Source organism: Shewanella salipaludis, from assembly GCF_012911865.1.
Taxonomy (GTDB): Bacteria; Pseudomonadota; Gammaproteobacteria; order Enterobacterales; family Shewanellaceae; genus Shewanella; species Shewanella salipaludis.
In genome coordinates this window covers 59981-80705 of record NZ_JAAXYH010000006.1, presented here as the reverse complement: position 1 = coordinate 80705, position 20725 = coordinate 59981, and the positions used below count along the sequence as shown (strand labels likewise).

The 20725-nt window shown below is 57.0% G+C and carries 13 protein-coding genes; 6 read left to right on the top strand and 7 right to left on the bottom strand.

Annotated elements, in window-relative coordinates; translation table 11 throughout:
* The first annotated feature begins 233 nt into the window (after window positions 1–233).
* The 4 genes from HC757_RS18935 (at window position 234) to HC757_RS10095 (ending at window position 4037) form a co-directional block, all read left to right on the top strand.
* A complete protein-coding gene (locus HC757_RS18935) occupies window positions 234–1061 on the top strand; it encodes a nuclear transport factor 2 family protein (RefSeq protein ID WP_211164362.1) in 828 nt (275 codons plus the stop codon).
* A 349-nt stretch (window positions 1062–1410) separates the two neighbouring features.
* Window positions 1411–2664 (top strand): sensor domain-containing phosphodiesterase, encoded by a 1254-nt coding sequence (locus HC757_RS10105; RefSeq protein WP_169564225.1) that lies wholly within the window; start codon window positions 1411–1413, stop codon window positions 2662–2664.
* A 236-nt stretch (window positions 2665–2900) separates the two neighbouring features.
* Complete coding sequence (locus HC757_RS10100; RefSeq protein WP_169564377.1) at window positions 2901–3380, top strand: DUF2947 domain-containing protein; 480 nt, start codon at window positions 2901–2903, stop codon at window positions 3378–3380.
* A gap of 84 nt (window positions 3381–3464) precedes the next feature.
* Complete coding sequence (locus tag HC757_RS10095; protein WP_169564224.1) at window positions 3465–4037, top strand: chalcone isomerase family protein; 573 nt, start codon at window positions 3465–3467, stop codon at window positions 4035–4037.
* A 96-nt stretch (window positions 4038–4133) separates the two neighbouring features.
* Here the strand turns inward: HC757_RS10095 and HC757_RS10090 are convergent, their stop codons facing one another.
* Window positions 4134–4772: a TetR/AcrR family transcriptional regulator gene (locus HC757_RS10090; RefSeq protein WP_169564223.1), complete on the bottom strand. Its 639-nt coding sequence runs from the start codon at window positions 4770–4772 to the stop codon at window positions 4134–4136.
* A 142-nt stretch (window positions 4773–4914) separates the two neighbouring features.
* On the opposite strand from HC757_RS10090, the gene HC757_RS10085 reads away from it, so the two are divergent.
* Window positions 4915–6048 carry an efflux RND transporter periplasmic adaptor subunit gene (locus HC757_RS10085; protein WP_169564222.1) on the top strand — a complete coding sequence of 378 codons (1134 nt, stop codon included), beginning with the start codon at window positions 4915–4917 and terminating at the stop codon, window positions 6046–6048.
* 3 nt (window positions 6049–6051) lie between these two features.
* Window positions 6052–9123, top strand: coding sequence for an efflux RND transporter permease subunit (locus tag HC757_RS10080; RefSeq protein ID WP_169564221.1), 3072 nt, complete (start codon window positions 6052–6054; stop codon window positions 9121–9123).
* A gap of 57 nt (window positions 9124–9180) precedes the next feature.
* Here the strand turns inward: HC757_RS10080 and HC757_RS10075 are convergent, their stop codons facing one another.
* The 6 genes from HC757_RS10075 to purL all read right to left on the bottom strand — a co-directional run bounded on the left by HC757_RS10075 (window position 9181) and on the right by purL (window position 20653).
* Complete coding sequence (locus HC757_RS10075) at window positions 9181–11910, bottom strand: TonB-dependent receptor domain-containing protein (RefSeq protein WP_342343061.1); 2730 nt, start codon at window positions 11908–11910, stop codon at window positions 9181–9183.
* A 445-nt stretch (window positions 11911–12355) separates the two neighbouring features.
* Window positions 12356–12601 carry an HP1242/YdcH family protein gene (locus HC757_RS10070; protein ID WP_169564220.1) on the bottom strand — a complete coding sequence of 82 codons (246 nt, stop codon included), beginning with the start codon at window positions 12599–12601 and terminating at the stop codon, window positions 12356–12358.
* A gap of 242 nt (window positions 12602–12843) precedes the next feature.
* A complete protein-coding gene (cydX, locus tag HC757_RS10065) occupies window positions 12844–12960 on the bottom strand; it encodes a cytochrome bd-I oxidase subunit CydX (RefSeq protein WP_169564219.1) in 117 nt (38 codons plus the stop codon).
* 29 nt (window positions 12961–12989) lie between these two features.
* Window positions 12990–14129 (bottom strand): cytochrome d ubiquinol oxidase subunit II, encoded by a 1140-nt coding sequence (cydB, locus tag HC757_RS10060; RefSeq protein WP_169564218.1) that lies wholly within the window; start codon window positions 14127–14129, stop codon window positions 12990–12992.
* 15 nt (window positions 14130–14144) lie between these two features.
* Entirely contained in the window at window positions 14145–15701 is a 1557-nt protein-coding gene (locus HC757_RS10055; protein ID WP_169564217.1) for a cytochrome ubiquinol oxidase subunit I, read from the bottom strand.
* 1070 nt (window positions 15702–16771) lie between these two features.
* Window positions 16772–20653 (bottom strand): phosphoribosylformylglycinamidine synthase, encoded by a 3882-nt coding sequence (gene purL, locus HC757_RS10050; protein ID WP_169564375.1) that lies wholly within the window; start codon window positions 20651–20653, stop codon window positions 16772–16774.
* Window positions 20654–20725 lie beyond the last annotated feature (72 nt).

Sequence of the window (20725 nt, the reverse complement as noted above, 5' to 3'; positions counted from 1 at the left end):
TTGCCGCCCATGTGCCACCATAAAAGTGCCGTCATAAAAGTCCCGCTATAAAAGTGTCACCATAAAAGTCCCGCGATAAAAATGCCGTCATAAAGCGTGTCGCCATAGAACGCACCGCCCTTTGATAGCTAAAAATGTGTTCCTCGCATAGCATGTATCATGTTATAAAAACCAACAGCACAGTCTCATCAAATTCAATTAAACGGGATTTAACAGTTGCTTAGGGATAAGTCATGGATCCACTGTCACAGTTGTTTGCAACCTATCAACAAACGGTCAGCAGTAACATAGCAGACGCTTATGTGGATACTGCCAATATTACTGTCACAACCCAAAGCCTCGTCTACAAAGACACAAAGACACGTTCCCAACACTTTCTCTGGCAAATCAAGCCCGAAAGCGTCTGTGCCGACCGTAAGCAGCAAGCTACGCCCTATTCCAAGTGTACCCAGCAAGCCAAGGCCATGTTCACCGATCTTTGCAATCAGTTCAGGCATACGGCTGTGCCAAGCATCCGAAGAAAAGAAGGCAAGGATCACCTCATGCGCATTACACATCGAACCTTCTCTATCGCTCTCGCACTGTTTGCGCTGATGTCTAGCGGCTGCGTGCTCAAGGAAGCCGTTCCGGACAGCGTCGATGGCTTGCGCTCGGGTGCACTCTTTGAAGAGCTCGCACACATGGATAGCATCCTGTTCGATGCATCGTTTGCGTCGTGCGATGCCGCCAAGGCCAATACCATCTTTGCCGACGATGTCGAGTTCTATCACGATCAGGCTGGCTTCACCGCGGGTGAGCAAGTGCGGGAGAACACTCGCCAGCTCATAGCGTCGTGCCCGGGCACCCGCGGCATCACCAGGACCGTTGTTCCAGGCAGTCTGCGGGTGTACCCAATCGAGGGCTATGGGGCAGTGCAAATCGGCGTCCACCGGTTCGACGAGTATGGTGCAGCCACCAGTACGCTGGCACAGTTCATTCACTTGTGGCATTTCCAGCATGGGCAATGGCGCCTCGCACGCGTGCTCAGCTTGGACCATCGCGCGGTTAACGCTAGGCCGTGAAAAGACAAGAAAGACAGGGCATATATGGCCACCTTGAACTTAACAAGGTTAGTGTCCATTTTTTCGAATCAGTTTGCGTCATTCGATTGTTCACCTTTCACAATAGGGCATTGGAATTGCCCTGAAAGGTGTGAGCCATGTCCTCCCCATTCAATATCCGATCAGATAGAAAAGCAGTGCCCAAATTCATCTCAGCACTAGGCTCAGGATCTTCAGCTGCAAGGCTATGCACCCATGATGCTCAGAGCCGAAACCCGGCGGAGCCGTATTTTAGGCTACAATGAAGAAGGTTAACGCTCTCCGGCGCTCGAGGGAATAGCGCTAGTCAGGTGAGATTGTTGGAGGCAGGATGCACAATACATTATTGCGGAAAGTTATTCTAACTAATGCCCATGCCGGCGATGGTGGCATTACCGATGACTTGCAGACCATTTTAAATGTGGTTCGTTTGCACCTTGGAATGAAGGTGGCATTCATTTCTGAATTTACTCAAGACAAGCGAATTTTCAAGTACGTAGATTCAGCCGATGACTCGGTTTCAATCAAGGTGGGTGACTCTGGGCCGCTCGAAGAGAGTTACTGCAAGAAAATTGCCGGTGGCGAGCTGCCTCAGCTCATTCCCGACACAAGCCTGAATCCCATCAGCCAAAGGCTCGCTTTTACCTACGAGTTATCGATAGGTGCTTATATAGGTGTGCCCATCTACCTTCCCGACGGTGAACTCTATGGTGCCTTCTGCTGCTACAAGCATGAAGCCGATCCTACCCTGGCGGAACGGGATCTCGCCTTATTACGCGCATTTTCGGATTTCGCCAGCATCATCATAGCCAACAAGCTCAAGGCCAATCGCTTATTGAAGGAGATGGAAGACAGGGTCGGCTCGATCCTGACCTCGCAGGAGATCAACATACTCTACCAGCCCATTTACAATTTCAATAAAGAAAGAGTCACAGGCTTTGAAGCTCTGGCCCGCTTCCATACCACCCCCTATCGTACACCGGACGTTTGGTTCGACGAGGCGGCACAAGTGGGGCTGGGAGAAGCGTTGGAGTTAATGGCGGTAACCCTGGCGCTAAAGGGGCTGCAGCAACTACCAGAGAACATATTCATTTCGATAAACTCCTCTCCCGAGCATATTCTGAGCGGAGCCATCGAAGCGGCACTGGCGTATGTGCCGGCAGAGCGCGTCATCCTGGAAATGACAGAACACGCTCGCATCCATGACTATTCGGCTCTGCGAGCAGCACTCGAACCATTGCGCAACCGAGGCATTCGTCTCGCCATAGATGATGCCGGTGCCGGCTATGCCAGTTTCCAGCATATCCTCGAACTCGAGGCAGATATCATCAAGCTGGACATCAGCCTGATCCACAATATTCATAAAGATCCCAAACGCCATGCGCTTGCAACCTCATTGATTGCCTTCGCCAGAGCGACTGGCTGCGAGGTGGTGGCCGAAGGCATTGAAACCAGCGATGAACTCCTGGCGCTGAGAAAACTCGGGGTGCATAAGGTGCAAGGCTATTTCATAGGTCATCCCATGCCGCTGGCGGAGGCTGCCAAGTGCTCACTGAACCTGGCCCATAAGCAGTCGACGGGTTAACACGGCCAAGACAGGCACGGCCTGCAGTGCCAATCTCTATAGCCGAGTTCCTGCCATGCGCCAGGGAACGCAGCACAAGTCCCCCTCAGTCCTGACGACAGGGTCATTTCCCTAAATGATGGCTTGCCATGTATAATGCGCCATCAATCACCCTGAGTGATCCCTATTTCATAATCCTGGGTACCCAAGCGCGAGCGAGCGGTGGACCGGGATTTAGCCAGATGCGGAGAGGCAGCTTGACCCATACCTATATCCCCCTAGATCTATATCGTCGTAAGTGGATTTTCAATCATAAGGATTTGCCAGTCACAGACCAGGATAAGTGCGCCATTCGTCCGCTGGATGAAAAGAGTGCCATGGGGGTGTGGAATCAGTGGATCAGCAACAAGAGCAGCCGCGCCGAGCAATTCACCAAGGGCGACTGGGCCGCCAAGGTCGACGCCTGGCAGCAGACTGAGCATTGGCAGAGTGCCTGGGACAGCGAGGATGCCGGCCTGCCCGAGCCCCTGGCCGCCTTCATCCCCTGGCCGGACGATGCGCCCGTGTATTTTTGCTATGAAAAATATCAGATCATCGAGACCCGCTGGGATGTGTTCGTGCGTAACTGGAAATGCTTCCTGTTTTTCGACGACGGTCCACTGCTGATCTCCCCCAAACATAAGCAGGCTGTGATGTTCGAGCAATCGGGCCAGTACAAGCTGGGGCTGCGGGGTTAATTCCCGCCGGCCGTTTTGCCTATTTTTCACTATTTTATCTCTGCCTTTTACCCTCTAGCAGGCAGAGTATCTCTGGAGTCATACATGAGCACTTCGCGTCAACTTATCCGCGGTTTGAGTCTATTCCTTATTCTGTCGCTGCCCACGGGCGTGATGGCGAAAAACATTGCCGATGTCGACGTGGCCGACACCCTGGACTTGGGAGCGCAAAGGCTGCAGCTCAACGGCGCCGGGGTGCGCAGCAAGTTCTTTATCGATCTCTATGTCGGCAGCCTGTATCTGCCCCAGGCCGAGACAGAAACAGAACAGGTACTGGAGGCACCGCTGGCGGTGATCCGCCTGAATATCACCTCGGGGATGATAAGCTCGCAAAAGATGCAAGCCGCCATCATAGAGGGCTTCGACAAGGCTACGCACGAAGACACCGGCGAGATAGAGGCCCAGATAGCCAGTTTCATGGCGCTGTTCGGTGATGAAATCAAGGAAGGCGATCAGTTCACCCTGGCGGCCGATAAGCAGCTGGGGGTGACGGCTTACAAGAATGGCGCGCCGCAGGCGACGATAGCAGGCGACGCCTTTCGACGCGCCCTGCTGAAGATATGGTTAGGCGACGAGCCGGCACAGAAGAGCCTCAAGCAAGCCATGCTGGGCGGCTAATCGAGCCAAAGGCTATCCGCCCAAGCACTCTCTATCCAAGCACTCTCCACCCAAGCACTCTCAGCATAAGCACCCGGGCCATGCCCGGGTGTTGCTTCAGTGGGTTTCCGGCAGCTTGTAGGCCTTCAGGAACATCTGCACACATTCCCGCACATACTGCTCCCGACTGCCGAGCAGTTCCTGATGTTCCAATCCCAACTCCAGCCTGAGCCTTAATTCCCCGAAGGTCATCAGACACAAACGCACGGCGCAATGGCGGGTATTGCCGAAATGGTAGCGCCCATGGGTTTCGACCCGAGCCAAATAGTCCGCCAGCAACTGCAACACATGGTTGGGGCCGGCATCATAGAAGAGCCGCGACAACTCGGGATGACTGTCGGCCTGGGCGACACAGGTCTTGAACACCGCCATCGCCCCCGGACTGATGATGAGCTCACTGAACTGGGTGGCAAAGCGCATCAGTGCCGACTCGGGCTCGGCGGCATCGGTCAGAATATCGCCCGTCAGCTGATGGGCCACACACTTGGATTCGATAGCGGCCACGAACAGCTCATCCTTGCTGCCAAAGTGGGCATAGACAGTCTGCTTCGACACCCCGGCCTGCCTGGCCACTTCATCCATGCTGGTGTTAAAAAATCCCTGACAACAGAAGAGATCGATAGCCGCATCCAATACCTGGCTGCGCTTCTGTTCGCTGCGACTCAGGGTCGCGCTGGGGTTGGTTACACTGCTCAATCTGCTCAATCCACCCGAATCATAGAATCAAAATTTAGCTAATTAAAGCACAAAATGGACTAGACAGTCCAGTTCTACACAACTAGACTAGACAGTCCAGTTTAACCAAAAATCAACCTTTCGCTAACCGGGGAATACCAGCATGGCGATCACAAGACATAGCATCCTGCTTCCATTGACCTTGGCTGTTGCGGCGACTTGGCTGCTGGGTGCCTGCCAGGATGAGGCAACGCCGCAGGCGCAGGTGAGTCTCCCTGTGGTCAGCACTCAAACCCTGACCCAGGCGGCATACTACCAACACAGGCAGACCTACACAGGCACCATACGCTCGGGCAACACCACCGCCATAGGCTTCGAGCTGGCAGGCAAGCTCGATGGGCTGGCGGTAGACAGCGGCGACAGCGTCAAGGCGGGGCAAGTGCTGGCGACCCTGGACACCCGCCTGTTGCTGGCCGAGCAACAGGAACTCAAAGCCAGTCTGGCGCAGAATCAGGCGGATCTGGATCTGGCGCAGACCACCCTGGCGCGCAACCTGCAACTGAAACAGCAAGGCTATGTCTCGGCGCAGACACTGGATGAGAACCAGCGTCAACTCAATGGACTGCAGGCAGGTAAGCAACGCCTGCTCGCCTCCTTGCAAGTCAATCGGCTCAAACTGGACAAATCTGCCCTGCTCGCCCCCTTCGATGGCAAGATCAGCAAGCGGCATCATAATCCGAGCGAAGTGGTCGCCCTCGGCAGCCCAGTATTCACCCTGATAGGTGCAACCGCTCCCCAGGCCTACATAGGGGTTCCCGTCGCCGTTGCCCAGACACTGACCCAGGGCCAGGCAATCGAACTGACGGTCGCCGAACAGGAGTTCGATGCCAGCATCGCCGGCATCAGCGCCGAAGTCGACCCCGTCAGCCGCACGGTGCAGCTGAGAGTCAAGTTGCCGCTCGGCGCGGCGGTGATCAATGGTGAGCTTGCCTATCTGCATTACCAGCAAACTATAGCCCAGCCCGGCTACTGGGTGCCGCTGGCGGCCCTGACCGACGGCATGCGCGGCCTGTGGAATCTCTATGTGCTCAAGGCGGCTGAAGGCGATTACCTGCTCGAGCGCCGCGATGTCGACATACTCTACACCTCGGGCGATCGCGCCTTCATTCGCGGTGCCATCGCCGATGACGAGGCCTATGTCAGCCAGGGGCTGCATAAGTTGGTCATAGGCCAAAGGGTCAAACCCGTGGCCGCCGGGACAGATCTCGCGCTAAGCACAGAAATGACGTCGAGGTAAGCCATGATTAAAGCCTTCGTCGAAAATGGCCGCCTCGTCAGCCTGTTCATCGCCCTGCTGATAGTGGCGGGGTTCGGTGCCATCTCCAGCCTGCCGAGAACCGAAGATCCCCACATCACCAATCGCTTCGCTTCTGTCATCACCCCTTACCCTGGCGCCTCGGCGGAACGGGTCGAAGCCCTGGTCACAGAAGTGCTGGAAAACCAGCTCAGGCGTCTGGAAGAGTTGAAGCTGGTGCAGTCGACCTCCAGGCCAGGGATCTCGGTTATCCAGCTGGAACTGAAAGATAATGTCACCCAGACAGATCCCGTCTGGTCCAGGGCCAGGGATCTCATCGCCGATGCCAAGCCACAATTACCCGAGGGTGCCCACAACGCCCGGCTCGACGACCAGGTAGGTTACGCCAACACCGCCATCCTGGGCCTGGCTTGGCGCGGCGACTCCCAGCTGCAACCCCATGTGTTGCACAGGTATGCCAAGGAGCTGCAGAGCCGTCTGCGACTCCTGCCGGGTACCGATTTCGTCAAACTCCATGGCGCTCCGACGGAGGAGATCCAAGTTCGGCTCGATGGCAATAAAATCAGCCAGTTGAAGCTGACTCCCGGGGCCATAGCCGGCATCCTCAGCCACGCGGATACCAAGATTTCCGCCGGGGAAATCAACAATGCCGATTTCAGGGCCCTGGTGGAAGTCTCGGGAGAACTCGACTCCCTGAGTCGCATCCGTCAGGTGCCGCTCAGGGTCGATGCCGATGGCAGGATCCTGCGTTTGGGGGATGTCGCCGACATCTCGCGCCAGGCCAAGACCCCGGCGGACAGCATAGCGCTGATCGACAGCCAGCAAGGCATAATGGTCGCCGCCCGCATGCTCAACACCTCCAGGGTGGATCTGTGGCAGGAACAGGTCGCCCAGGCCGTCGCCGAGTTTGAGCATAGCCTGCCGGCCAACATAGAGGTCAAATGGCTGTTCGAGCAGGAGAGTTACACCTCGGAGCGCCTCGGCGGCCTGCTGATCAACCTGTTGCAGGGGTTTGTGATCATCCTGCTGGTGCTGATGCTGACCCTAGGGCTGAGAAATGCCGTCATAGTCGCCCTGTCGCTGCCGCTGACCGCCCTGTTCACCTTGGCCTGCATGAGATATGTCGGCCTGCCGATACACCAGATGTCGGTCACGGGTCTGGTGGTCGCCTTGGGGATCATGGTGGATAACGCCATCGTCATAGTCGACGCCATCGCCCAGCGCCGTCAACAGGGGGCCAGCCGTTTGGCGGCTGTGTCGCAGACACTGCACCACCTCTGGTTGCCACTGGCAGGCTCGACCATCACCACTATGCTGGCCTTCGCCCCCATAGTGCTGATGCCGGGCGCCGCCGGCGAGTTTGTCGGCGGCATCGCCATCTCGGTGATCTTCGCCTTGCTGGGCTCCTATGTCATCTCCCATACGCTGATCGCCGGCTTGGCCGGCAGGTTCAGCCTCGAAGGCCATAGCCCCGGCTGGATCCGCGACGGCATAAGTTTGCCTCGCCTCAGCCGTTATTATCAGACCCTGCTGGGCGGCGCACTCAAACGGCCATTGCTGACGGCTATCGGCATAGGCGCCCTGCCTGTGCTGGGGTTCTTCGCCGCCGGCAAGATGACGGAGCAATTTTTCCCGCCATCGGACAGGGACATGTTCCAGGTCGAAGTCCATCTCGCCCCCCATGTGAGCATAGAGCATACCCGCACCCTGGTTGCCGCCCTGGACCAGCGGCTGCGCCAGGCCCGGGACATTACCCAGGTCGATTGGCTCATAGGCGGCAATGTCCCCTCCTTCTATTACAACCTGCTCCAGCGGCAACAGGGGGCGACCAACTATGCCCAGGCCATGGTGAAGGTCAGCGACTTCCACACGGCCAACCGTCTGATCCCTGAGCTGCAACAGGCGCTGGACCTGGCCTATCCAGAGGCACAGATCCTGGTGCGCAAGCTGGAACAGGGCCCGCCCTTCAACGCCCCGGTCGAGCTGAGGCTCTTCGGCCCCAATCTGGACGTGCTGCGCGGCCTGGGGGACGAGGTCAGGCGGATGCTCGCCACCATACCCCAGGTGATCCACAGCCGCACCACCCTGAGTGCCGGCGCCCCCAAGGTCTGGCTGCAGGTCAATGAAGACGCCAGCCTGATGAGCGGCCTGAGCCTCAAAGACATAGCGGATCAGATCCAGATGTCGACCACAGGCATACTCGGCGGCAGCCTGCTGGAACAGACAGAGTCTCTGCCGGTCAGGGTCCGGCTCGGCGACAGCACCAGGGAACAGGCCACTCGCCTGGCGGAAATCAACCTGGTGTCGACGACGGGCTCAGGCATCCCCCTGGCCGCCCTGTCACACAGTGAAACCCAGGTCAGCCGCGGTGCCATTCCCCGGCGCAACGGCCAGAGGGTCAACACGGTCGAAGCCTATATCGCCAGTGGCGTGTTGCCGGCGCAGGTGCTGCAAGCCATAGAGCCACAGCTGGCGCAGCTGCATTTGCCGCCCGGCTATCACCTGGAAATCGGCGGTGAAAGTGCCAAGCGCAATGAGGCGGTCGGCAACCTGTTGTCGAGCCTGGTGCTGGTCGTCACCCTGCTGTTGGCAACCGTGGTCCTGTCCTTCAACTCCTTCAGGCTGACGGGCATTATCCTGCTCAGTGCGCTGCAATCGGCCGGGCTGGGGCTGCTGGCCGTCTATGTCTTCGGCTACCCCTTCGGCTTCACTGTGATCATAGGATTGCTGGGGTTGATGGGGCTGGCGATCAACGCCGCGATAGTGATCTTGGCCGAATTGGAAGATCTGCCGGCGGCCAGGCTCGGGGATCTGGACACCATAGTCAGGGCAGTGTCTTCCTGTGGCCGCCACATCAGCTCGACCACCATCACCACAGTCGGTGGCTTCATCCCGCTGATCATCGCCGGCGGCGGCTTCTGGCCTCCCTTCGCCATCGCCATTGCCGGCGGCACCCTGCTGACCACCCTGCTGTCGCTGCTCTGGGTCCCTACCATGTATTTATTGTTGATGAAGCGAACGCCCGAGAGGGCACGGCAGGCACAAGAGGCCTGTTGACATCAATAAAAAAAGGGCGCTCAGAGAGCGCCCTTTTTAACTGTGTCGCTGCGAGACTCAGAATGCTTGGCGGAATGAAGCCCAGTAGGTGCGTCCCCGTATATCATACAAGTCGCCATCGAAAGTGCCGTCGTATTTGAACGATGGCTCTTCGTCCGTCAGGTTAGTGACGCCGATGGACAGGCTGTCGTTCCATGGCAAGCTGTAGGTATAGGTCAGGTTATGATAGAAGACAGAGTCGATTTCAAATAACCGCCCCTCGTCCTCGGTCTGACCTGCATCCGGGTCCCAGCTGCCTTCGATAAGATCCCAGCTCGTTTGCGCGCTGATATAGTTGCCGAAGTAGCTCAGCGAATGATTGCCCACCAGATAATCCAGCGAAACATTGGCCCTGTCGTCCGGAGAGCCCTCGCGCCCGGCGATGTTGTCACCCAGGATACGCACCCCGGAGTCAACATAAGTGCTCTTGTACTTGAAATAGTGGGACCAGCTCAGGCCGGCCTTCAACTCCCCCACTTGGGTATCCCAGCTCGCATGCATACTCACGTCCATGCCTTCGCGCTCGCTCAAGCCCACATTAACCTTACGACTGACGACATTGTCTATCCGGCCGTTGCCTCTCTGTTCGAGCGAGGCGCCGGCATAGACAGACCCCACCTCGGGACGGGCCACCCCCAGGGCGTCTGCCGCCTGCCATAGCTTGGCCTGCGTCTTGACTATCTCGTCCGGGTCCAGGGTCTCTATGAGGTTTGAGGTCTCCAGCGACCAATAATCGACCGAGATGTTGATCTGGTCCGTGATATCCCACACCAGGCCAAAGTTGTATGACTCGGACTCTTCCGGCTGCAGCGCTTCATTGCCGCCGGTGCGGGTAGGCGCATAGTCACGGCGGCCACAGGTATCTATGTCTTCGCCTTCGGTGTAGCAATTCAGGTAGTTGGTAATATAGCCGAAACCTTCAGAGGTGCCCTGATACAGATCCGACAGGGTCGGCGCCCTGAAGCCGTTTCCCCAGGATGCCCTCAGCAGCAAGGGGTCGAGCACATTGTATTTGACCGACACCTGGGGATTAAAGGTGCCGCCAAAATCCGAGTAATCATCGTAGCGTCCCGCCAGATTCAGCTCCAGCTTGTCCAGCAGCGGCAACACCAACTCGAAGTAAGCGGCCTTCACATCGCGTTCACCCTCGCCGCCGCTGCCGCCGTTGCCGCCGATGATCTGCCCCGCCTCGGCCAGAGCCGTCACCTTGGAATCCAAAGATTCTTCACGATAGGCGGCGCCAAGGTACATGCCGGAAATCCCCCCAGGCAGCTCGAACAGATCGAATGAGGCACCACCGCTGACGTCCAGATACGTCGCGTTCATGCGCTTGTCATAGTTCGCCGTCGCTCCTTGTGGCATGGGTGAATGGGGATCCCTGGGATCCCACCCCACGAAGCTATTGCTGTCGCTATCCCAGCGGCCGATGAGATCTGTGGTCGCGCCTTTCAGCTGATAGCCAGTTCCCCAGGTAAAGTTGCTGTATTGGTTGTAATTAACCGAAAAATCCCAGGACAGGTAATCCGTTGTCCCATTCAAGGCCAGCAGGTAGTCGAAGATGTTGTCATGGTGCTCGGCAACGCGATTGCCCGCGGTATCGAAGCGGAAATTCATGCCTGCATCCGGGTCGGCAACGAGTTCGACCAAATCCAGGCCTTCGGCCGTGGTATAGGCAGGCAAGCCATTGGGAATGCTGATCGCTGCGGGCACAGGTGCCGACACGTCCATGGTCTCGTTCGCGGCCCAGAAAGCCCGCGCCGTCAGCTCTATGTCATCGCTCAACTCATAGGTGTAATGTATCAGGGTATTGTTGCGCTTCTGACCGACAGAAATGGCCGCCGCCCGGCTGTAGTCGTAGGCACACAGGGTGTCACCCGGATAGTCGCTGTCGTTCAATACCCCGAGGAACTGCTCGCCATAGACATCGGCACAGCTCTTGTCGGCATTCGAAAACGGGGCCGAGTACACCCAGCCGCCGGCATCGCCCTGGGTGAGCACCCGTCCCGTCGGGCTGATATTCACCCAGTCCTGATAGTCATTGGCATCCCCGCCCTCCAACAGGAAGGGCCGGGTATACCAGCGGTCACTCTGCTTTATCTTTTGGGATTCATAATGCTCCAGGGTCAATACCAGATGCCCCTTATCCGAATCCAGACCGCCGGTAAAAGACAGATTGGATGAGTCGCCGCCTTCGGCTGTGGGCCTGTCCATGCGGGCGTCGAGCTGAATGCCTTCATAGTCCTTCTTCAGTATGATGTTGACGACACCGGCGATGGCATCTGTGCCATAGATGGCCGAGGCCCCATCTGTGAGGATTTCGATCCGCTCAACCGCCGCCATGGGAATGGTATTGATGTTGGCCGCGCCGCCGTCGAGCACGGGCGACTTGGCCATGCGCTTGCCGTCGAGCAGCGTCAGGGTGTGGAATGCCGAACCGCCTTTCAATTGCACTGTCGCCTGCGATCCCCAGCTGTTGTTCGAGCCACCGCCCCAAGAACCGAACGCGTTCAAATTGGAACTGCGCAGTGCATCGCCCACGGTCGCAAAACCGGATTTTTCCAGATCGGCGGCCGTGATGGTAGTGATTGGGCTCGCCCCCTCCATGTCTATTCGTTTGATATGCGAACCTGTGACCTCGATGCGTTCGACCTTATCTTGCTGCTCTGCTTGTACCATTAGGGGTACGGCGGTCAACATAATGCTGCCGCCGGCTAACGCTGTCATCTTGGCTAATGGGTGTAATTTCACCTTTCCTCTCCCTTTGATTCGTTGTCGTTATTGGTCAGTTTTGTCTTTCCTGTGCCGCCAGCCGTGTCCATCCCGGCGATTCAAGGTCACAAAACCGCAACATTTATAACATATACTTTATTTTGTATACAATATTTTTTGTTGCAAAAATAACCAAACTCAGTAGCGGCTGGACAAGAGAAAGGGGAAATGCCGGGGGGAGAACTAGGCTCAGGCCGCAAGACACCAAGGCCTATGGCTGATTGATTTTGAAATGAATCTTCTGATATTGAGTCGGCCTCTTTCGCCAGAGGAGAAGCCGCACGCGGCAACACCCAAGCATGAAAGCCTGGGCTAAAGGCAGCGCCAGCCGGCACTCATGGGAATGACAGGCACGAAACAGCCTCATCGCCGGGCCGAAGGCGGCAGCCGGCGAGCCTTATGCCATAAAAAATGGGGTGCCTGCTCAGGCCCCTTGATTGACCAGCCTGTGATGCAGTTTGTCTTTGAGGGACAAGCGCTCCATCTTCAACTCCATGAAATGCGCATCCGTGGTGGGAACACTGGTAAGCTCGAGCGCGCGGATCTTGTTGTCCAGCTCGCTGTACCTTTTGCTCATGGTGGCAAATTCACTGTCTCTGTGTTTCAACTCGGCGATGACATCCACATACTCGGGGAACTCGTGGGTTAAAGAATGAATTTCACCTAACATAGTCAGCCTCCTTCGGCACAGAATGGATAATGTTCAATCACAGGACTGGCAGAGCGCATCACGCCAGCAAGCAAACTGCCGTTCAGCAATCGCAGCCATGTGAGCTGTATCTCCTTAAATAGTAGACCCGGGGCCCGGGACTGACAATGCCGGGGCGGCAACGCCCGACAGGCGCGGGCCAACGCCGAGCGCAAGAGATAAAAAAACCTCACAGGGTGAGGTTCTTTTGTTGGTAGCCGGCGTTAACTCTCATCCTCGACGGATCTGTCCATATTCTCGGTATTTTCCAGCCATAGGGCGTTGATGATACCGAAGGAGCAAGCCAGCAATACCCCTAATATCCAAGTGAAATACCACATAAATCAGTTTCCTTATTTCCTGGTAACCATCAATAGAGTGAGGTCCTGTTGTCTTCGATATGCTGGCGACTGAGACGACCGAACATTTTAAAGTATGTCCATACCGTATAGCTCAACACCAGAGGAATGAAAAACGCCGCCGCGCAACTCATCACAGTCAGGGTCATCTGGCTTGCCGTCGCATCCCACAGGGTGAGGCTCAGGTTAGGGGCCAGAGAGGATGGCATGATGAAGGGGAACATGGCCGCACCACAGGTCAGGATCACCGCCGCTATCGCCAGCGAACTGAACAGGAAGGCGAAGCCCGAGCGGTTGAAGCGACTCGCCGCAAATGCCAGCAAGGGCATGATGAGCCCGAATGTCGGGAATAACATAGTCAGCGGATACTTGTCGTAGTTCAGCAGCCAGGCACCGGCCTGGACCGCGACCGTCTTGGTGGCGGGATTGGAGGCACCGTGATGATCTATCACAGAGGTCACCACATAGCCGTCGATGCCGTTAATCAGCCAGAGACCGGACAGGCCAAATAACACCAGCAACAGGATGGCGCAGACCTGGGCCGCTGTCGCCGCCCTCACCCTGAGCTCGCCTTCCGTCTTCATCTGTAACCAGCTGGCGCCTTGCATCATCACCATGCTGACGCTGACCAGACCGGCCAGCAGACCGAAGGGATTCAACAGCCCCAACAGACCGCCATGGTAGGTCGCCCGCAGGAACTCATCGAAATCGAACGGCACTCCCTGCAACAGATTTCCGAAGGCGACGCCTATGATGAAGGGAGGTACCAGACCACCGACGAACAAGGCCCAGTCCCAGCTCTTGCGCCATCTGGGATCTTCAATCTTGGAGCGGTAGTCGAATCCCACGGGCCGCAGGAACAAGGCAAACAACACCAACATCATGGCGACATAGAAACCCGAGAAAGACACGGCATAGACCATGGGCCAGGCGGCAAACAGCGCCCCTGCGGCGGTGATCAGCCACACCTGATTGCCATCCCAATGGGGAGCTATGCTGTTGATCATGATGCGCCGCTCTGTGTCGTCCTTGCCTATGATGGGCAATAAGGCCCCTACCCCCATGTCGAAGCCATCTGTCACTGCAAATCCGATGAGCAGCACGCCGATCAAGGCCCACCAGATCATTCTCAATAGTTCATAATCAAACATAACGAAATCCTCTGTTTAGGCCTCGAGCGTCTCGAAGTGATAACGCCCGGTTTTCATGCTGCTGGGGCCGAGCCTGGCAAACTTCAGCATCAAGTAGACTTCTATCACCAACAAAATACTGTAAAACACTGTGATGGAGATGATGCTGAACCAGACATCGGCCGGTGTCAGGCTGGACGCCGACATGAAGGTCGGCAGGACTTCGGAGATGGTCCAGGGTTGACGCCCGGACTCGGCGACAAACCAGCCACTCTCTATCGCCACCCATGGCAGAGGCAGGCTGTAGAGTGCCGCCCTCAGCACCCACTTATTCTCTTCTATCTTATGTCTGGTGCTCTGCCAGAAGGCGGCCGCAAACACCAGCAGCATGATCATACCGCTGCCCACCATGGCCCGGAAGCTCCAGAAGATAGGCGCCACCTTGGGAATAGAGTCCTGCGCGGCCGCCTTGATCTGCGCCTCGCTGGCATCCACCACCTTGTCCGTGTAGCGTTTGAGCAGCAAACCATAACCCAGATCCACCTTGGCCCACTCGAATGCCTGTCTCAGCTCGGGCGACTCATCGCCAGCGCGCAGCTTCTCCAGCATGCTGTAGGCCAGGATGCCGTTGCGGATGCGCACTTCATGATCTGCTATCAGATCTGTCAGGCCCGTGACTTCCTCATCCAGGGAGCGGGTAGCTATGATGCCCATGGCGTAGGGGATCTTGATGGCATAATCCGTGTGCATTGTGTCTTGGTTGGGGAAACCTACTGCGGTGAAAGACGCCGGGGCCGGCTCCGTGTGCCACTCGGCTTCGATAGCCGCCAGCTTGACCCGCTGCACCTCACCTATCTTATAACCCGACTCATCACCCAGCACTATTACAGACAGGATCGAGGCCATGCCGAAGCTGGCGGCGATCGCGAATGAACGCCGGGCGAACGGCAGGTCGCGTTTCTTGAGTATGTAATAAGCGCTGATGGCCAGCACGAACATGGCACCGGCGACATAACCCGACGCCACAGTGTGGACGAACTTGACCTGGGCGACGGGGTTGAACACCACCTCGGCGAAGCTGGTCATCTCCATCCGCATGGTTTCATAGTTGAACACAGATCCCACAGGGTTCTGCATCCAGCCATTGGCGATCAGGATCCATAGGGCCGACATGTTGGAGCCGAAGGCCACCAGCCAAGTTACCGCCAAATGCTGCCGCTTGGTGAACCTGTCCCAGCCGAAGAAGAACATGCCGACAAAAGTCGACTCGAGGAAGAAGGCCATCAGGGCTTCCATCGCCAGCGGCGCACCGAAGATATCGCCGACATAATGGGAATAGTAAGACCAGTTGGTGCCGAACTGAAACTCCATCGCCAGACCCGTAGCGACCCCGAGGGCGAAGTTGATGCCGAACAACTTACCCCAGAACTTGGTCATGTCCTTGTAGATGAGCTTATCCGTCATCACATAGAGGGATTCCATGATAGCCAGCAAGAATGCCAGCCCCAAGGTCAAGGGAACAAACAGGAAGTGATACATGGCCGTCAACGCAAACTGCAAGCGCGATAGCTCAACAACCTCTTCGACTATCATCTGTGACTCCTTAGGTGGTGCGCCCTATGCTGGGTTCTCCCGAACCATGCAGAGCGGCAGTAGAGTGAAGCTTAAAATGTCCCATGCCTTGCCGGCATAGGCCTGGCGATCCTGGATCCGGGCAGGCTGCTGTTACCTGCCAACTCTAGCAGAGCCAAGGCTCTCATGCTGACAGCGATGACACCCGGCGTGAGAGACCTTCAATGGCCGGCACTGATAGCCAGGGCATTCTCCACGGAGGCCAATTTATACCACCTTAAATTGATGTAAATCAATCTGAGTCAATAGATTAGCCGGGGTTTGCGGCCGGCGGCACACTTCCACCCCAAGCGATATTGACATAGGGGTCACTATGGGATAGCAAACCAGGCCACAGGCTTTAAGCGGGTTTAGAGCGTTAGCGCCACCCTGCTGCCCTGAGTCATGAAAAACAGCGCGACAACAATATAAACCCTAGTTTCACTAACCATAAAAAATACCAAGGTATAATAAAACAAAACAATAACAACTTAAAATCATAAACTTACTAACAATGCATAATCTGTGAATATATAATCATCAATATTATTGATTAGTTTTATTAATGGCAAAATGTATTTTTTCTCGTTTGAGAATAACGCGGTCGCCGCCTATTATATGCCCAGTGTTAGGGAGACGGTCTGGTGGTACTGGTGGTTATGCCCAGTCAAGCCCAACTTCACGCACATAAACATTACTTTTGGTGTGGGGAAATTGATATGACAAACTTATTCGAACGTCTGGTTAACAGTTACAAACGTGTCTTCGTTGAGTTATACACCGCTAAAGAGCTATAAGGCTAACTCGCGGTAAAGCTAAACGAGGCGCGCTGATTTACCTTGAGTTTTGTTAGCGCAAAACCTGCCCCCTGTCTGGATAAGACAGGGGGCTTTTTTTTTGCCTGCCCGGCGATAGCCTTACGCCGCCGGCGATGAGGCCATGGCATCGCCTCCTTGGGCAGGGGCCATAAAAAAGAGCAATAAAAAAGGAGCGATGAATCGCTCCTTTCTTGATTGGCTTTCGGCTCAAGACCTAACCCCGAGCATCATGCATTAGCCCAGCTTGACCCTGGCGTTGCGGAACATACGCATCCAGGGGCTGTCTTCGCCCCAGGCATCCGGGTGCCAGGAGTTAGCGACCGTTCTGAATACCCGCTCTGGGTGCGGCATCATCAGAGTGACGCGGCCATCCGTGCTGCAGATCCCCGTCAGGCCGTTTGGCGAACCGTTGGGGTTCTGCGGGTACTGGGTCGCTATCTCACCCTGGCCGTTGACGAAGCGCAACGCAATAGTGCCTGAGGCTTCGGCCAAGGCCAGCGCTTCCGGGCTGGCAAACTCGGCCAAGCCTTCACCGTGGGAAACGGCGATCGGCATGCGCGAACCCGCCATACCTTCGAAGAAGATGGAGGGACTCTGCTGCACTTCCACCAGGCTGAAGCGGGCTTCGAAACGCTCGGAGCGATTGCGCACAAAACGTGGCCAATGTTCGCTGCCGGGAATGATTTCCTTCAGATTGGACAACATCTGACAGCCATTACAGACGCCGAGGGCGAAGCTGGCATCACGCTCGAAGAAGCGCGAGAACTCATCACGGGCACGGTCGTTGAACAGGATCGACTTGGCCCAGCCCTCTCCCGCACCCAGCACGTCACCGTAGGAGAAGCCGCCACAGGCCACCAGCCCCTGGAACTCATCCAGGCTGATGCGACCCGAGAGGATATCCGACATATGCACGTCGCGACTCTCGAAGCCGGCACGGTCGAACGCCGCCGCCATTTCCACATGGGAGTTGACGCCCTGCTCACGCAGTATCGCCATCTTGGGGGCGACGCCCTTGAGAATGTAAGGTGCGGCCACATCTTCACGGGTATCGAAGCCGAGCTTGACTGTGAGCCCCGAGTCGCTGGCATCCTGCTTCAGCTTGAACTCTTCCAGCGCACATTCAGGGTTGTCACGCAGCGCCTGCATGCGGTAGGTGGTCTCGGACCAGAGGGTACGCAGGGCGATGCGGGTGTCGCTGAAGATGACACGCTCGCCGTCTCTGATGCTGACAAGCTGATCGCCCGCCAGTGTGCCTATCGAATGACAAGGCACCCCGGCCGCGGCAAACTTGGCCTGGATGGCCTCGGCTTCGGCGGCAGCGACCTGGATCACAGCGCCCAGTTCTTCGTTGAACAGTCGCTCGAGATCCGTGCCGCCAAGGCCCGCCAGATCGATCGCCAAGCCTGTGTTACCGGCGAAGGCCATTTCCACCAGGGTGGTGAACAGGCCGCCGTCGCTGCGGTCGTGATAGGCGATGAGCGCCTTGTCGGCCACCAGCGCCTGAGTCACCTCGAAGAAGCCGCGCAGCAGGGCGGCATCGTCCAGATCCGGGGCCACATCGCCCAGTTCACCATACACCTGGGCCAGACAAGAGCCGCCCAAGCGGTTCTTGCCCGCGCCCAAGTCCAGCAGCAGCAAGGCGGTGTCGCCCTTATCGCTGCGCAGCTCAGGCGTCACTGTATTGCGTATGTCCTGCACCACACTGAAGGCGGTGATCACCAGCGACATGGGCGAAGTGACGGTTTTTTCCTCGCCATCCTGCTGCCAGGCCGTCTTCATCGACATTGAGTCTTTACCGACAGGAATGGTCAGCTCCAGCTCGGGACACAGCTGCTCACCCACGGCCTTGACCGCTTCATACAGACCCGCATCTTCCCCCGGGTGACCGGCGGCCGACATCCAGTTGGCCGACAGCTTGATGCGCTTGAACGAGCCTATGTCTGTGCCTGCTATGTTCATGACAGACTCGGCCACCGCCATACGCGCCGAGGCGCCGAAGTCGAGCAGTGCCAGCGGCGTGCGCTCGCCGATCGACATGGCTTCACCGGCATAGCTGTCGAAGCTGGCCGCGGTCACGGCGCAGTCGGCAACAGGTACCTGCCAGGGACCGACCATCTGATCCCGGTTGACCAGGCCGGTCACGGTGCGGTCGCCAATGCTGATGAGGAAGGTCTTGTCGGCCACGGTCGGCAGACGCAGGATACGGCTGACCGCCTCTTTGACGTCAATCTTGCTCTGATCCAACGCCGGCGATTGCGCCTTGGCGCTGACCACATCACGGCTCATCTTGGGGGCCTTGCCGAGCAAGACTTCCAACGGCAGATCGATCGGCTTGTTGTCGAAATGGCTGTCGGCCAGAGTCAGATGTTTCTCGGCGGTGGCTTCACCCACAACCGCGAATGGCGCGCGCTCGCGCTCACAGATCTGGCTAAAGAGCGCCAGGTTTTCCGGTGCGACCGAGAGCACATAACGCTCCTGGGATTCGTTACACCAGATCTCCAACGGACTCATGCCGGGCTCGTCGGATGGCACCTTGCGCAGGTTGAACAAGCCACCGCGCTCACCGTCGTTCACCAACTCGGGGAAGGCATTCGACAGACCGCCGGCGCCCACGTCGTGGATAAACTGAATCGGGTTCTCATCGCCCAGCTGCCAGCAACGGTCGATCACTTCCTGACAACGGCGTTCCATCTCAGGGTTTTCACGCTGCACCGAGGCGAAGTCCAGGTCTTCGCTCGACTGGCCCGAGGCCATGGACGAGGCTGCGCCGCCGCCCAGACCGATATTCATCGCCGGGCCACCCAGCACTATCAGCTTGGCGCCGACCGTGATTTCACCTTTCTGTACATGATCTTCGCGAATGTTGCCCAGACCACCGGCCAACATGATCGGCTTATGGTAGCCGCGCACTTCGACACCGTTGTGGCTGCTGACCTGCTGCTCATAGGTACGGAAGTAACCCACCAGCGCCGGACGGCCGAATTCGTTGTTGAACGCCGCGCCGCCCAATGGGCCTTCGGTCATTATGTCCAATGCGCTGACGATGCGCTCAGGCTTGCCGTAATCCCCTTCCCAAGGCTGAACGAAGCCGGGGATCTTGAGGTTGGATACGCTGAAACCTGTCAAACCTGCCTTGGGCTTGGAGCCGCGGCCGGTGGCGCCTTCATCGCGGATCTCGCCGCCCGAGCCTGTGGCTGCGCCCGGGTATGGACTGATGGCGGTCGGATGGTTATGGGTCTCCACCTTCATCAACACATGCATGGGCTCTGTGTGATAGCTGTAAACCCCATCGGGATCCGGGAAGAAGCGTCCGGCGACCGAACCTTGCATCACGGCGGCGTTGTCTTTATAGGCAGACAAGACGTTATCCGGGGTCTTTTCGAAAGTGTTCTTGATCATCTTGAACAAAGATTTAGGCTGAACTTCGCCATCTATGGTCCAATCTGCGTTGAAAATCTTATGACGACAATGCTCCGAGTTCGCCTGGGCAAACATCATCAGCTCTATGTCGTGTGGGTTGCGCTTGAGCCGCACGAAGTTTTCGACCAGATAGTCGATCTCGTCTTCGGCCAGCGCCAGTCCCAGCTGAGTGTTAGCCACTTCCAGGGCACGGCGGCCCTCGCCGAGAATGTTGACACTCTTGAACTCGGCCGGTTCGGTGCGGCGAAAGAGCACCTCTGCCTTGGCAAAATCATCGAGGATGATCTCGACCATGCGGTCATGCAACAGGGCGCTCAGTGCCTGTTGTTGTGCCTGGTTCAGGGCATCGGACTCCACATAGTAGGCCAGGCCGCGTTCCAGACGCTTGACCTTACCCAGACCACAGTTGTGGGCTATGTCGGTTGCTTTTGAAGACCAGGGGGAAATTGTGCCGGGGCGGGGAGTAACAAACAGAAGTGAACCTTGGGGCGTATGGGATTCTATCGCCGGTCCATAGGTAAGAATTTTTTCGAGTTGCTGACGTTCGTTAGTGTCGAGCGACTCATTCAAATCCGCCAAATGAACATACTCAGCATAGATTTGCCGTACCGGAAGCGCCGCGATTTCGCAGGCCTCCATCAGCTTTTGCACCCTAAATGCCGAGAGTGCAGGGGCTCCGCGGATGATCTCCATCACGTCTATTCACCTTATTATTTATTATTGCAGGGTCGAAGGTGGCGCTATTATAAGGAAATGTCGGCCACA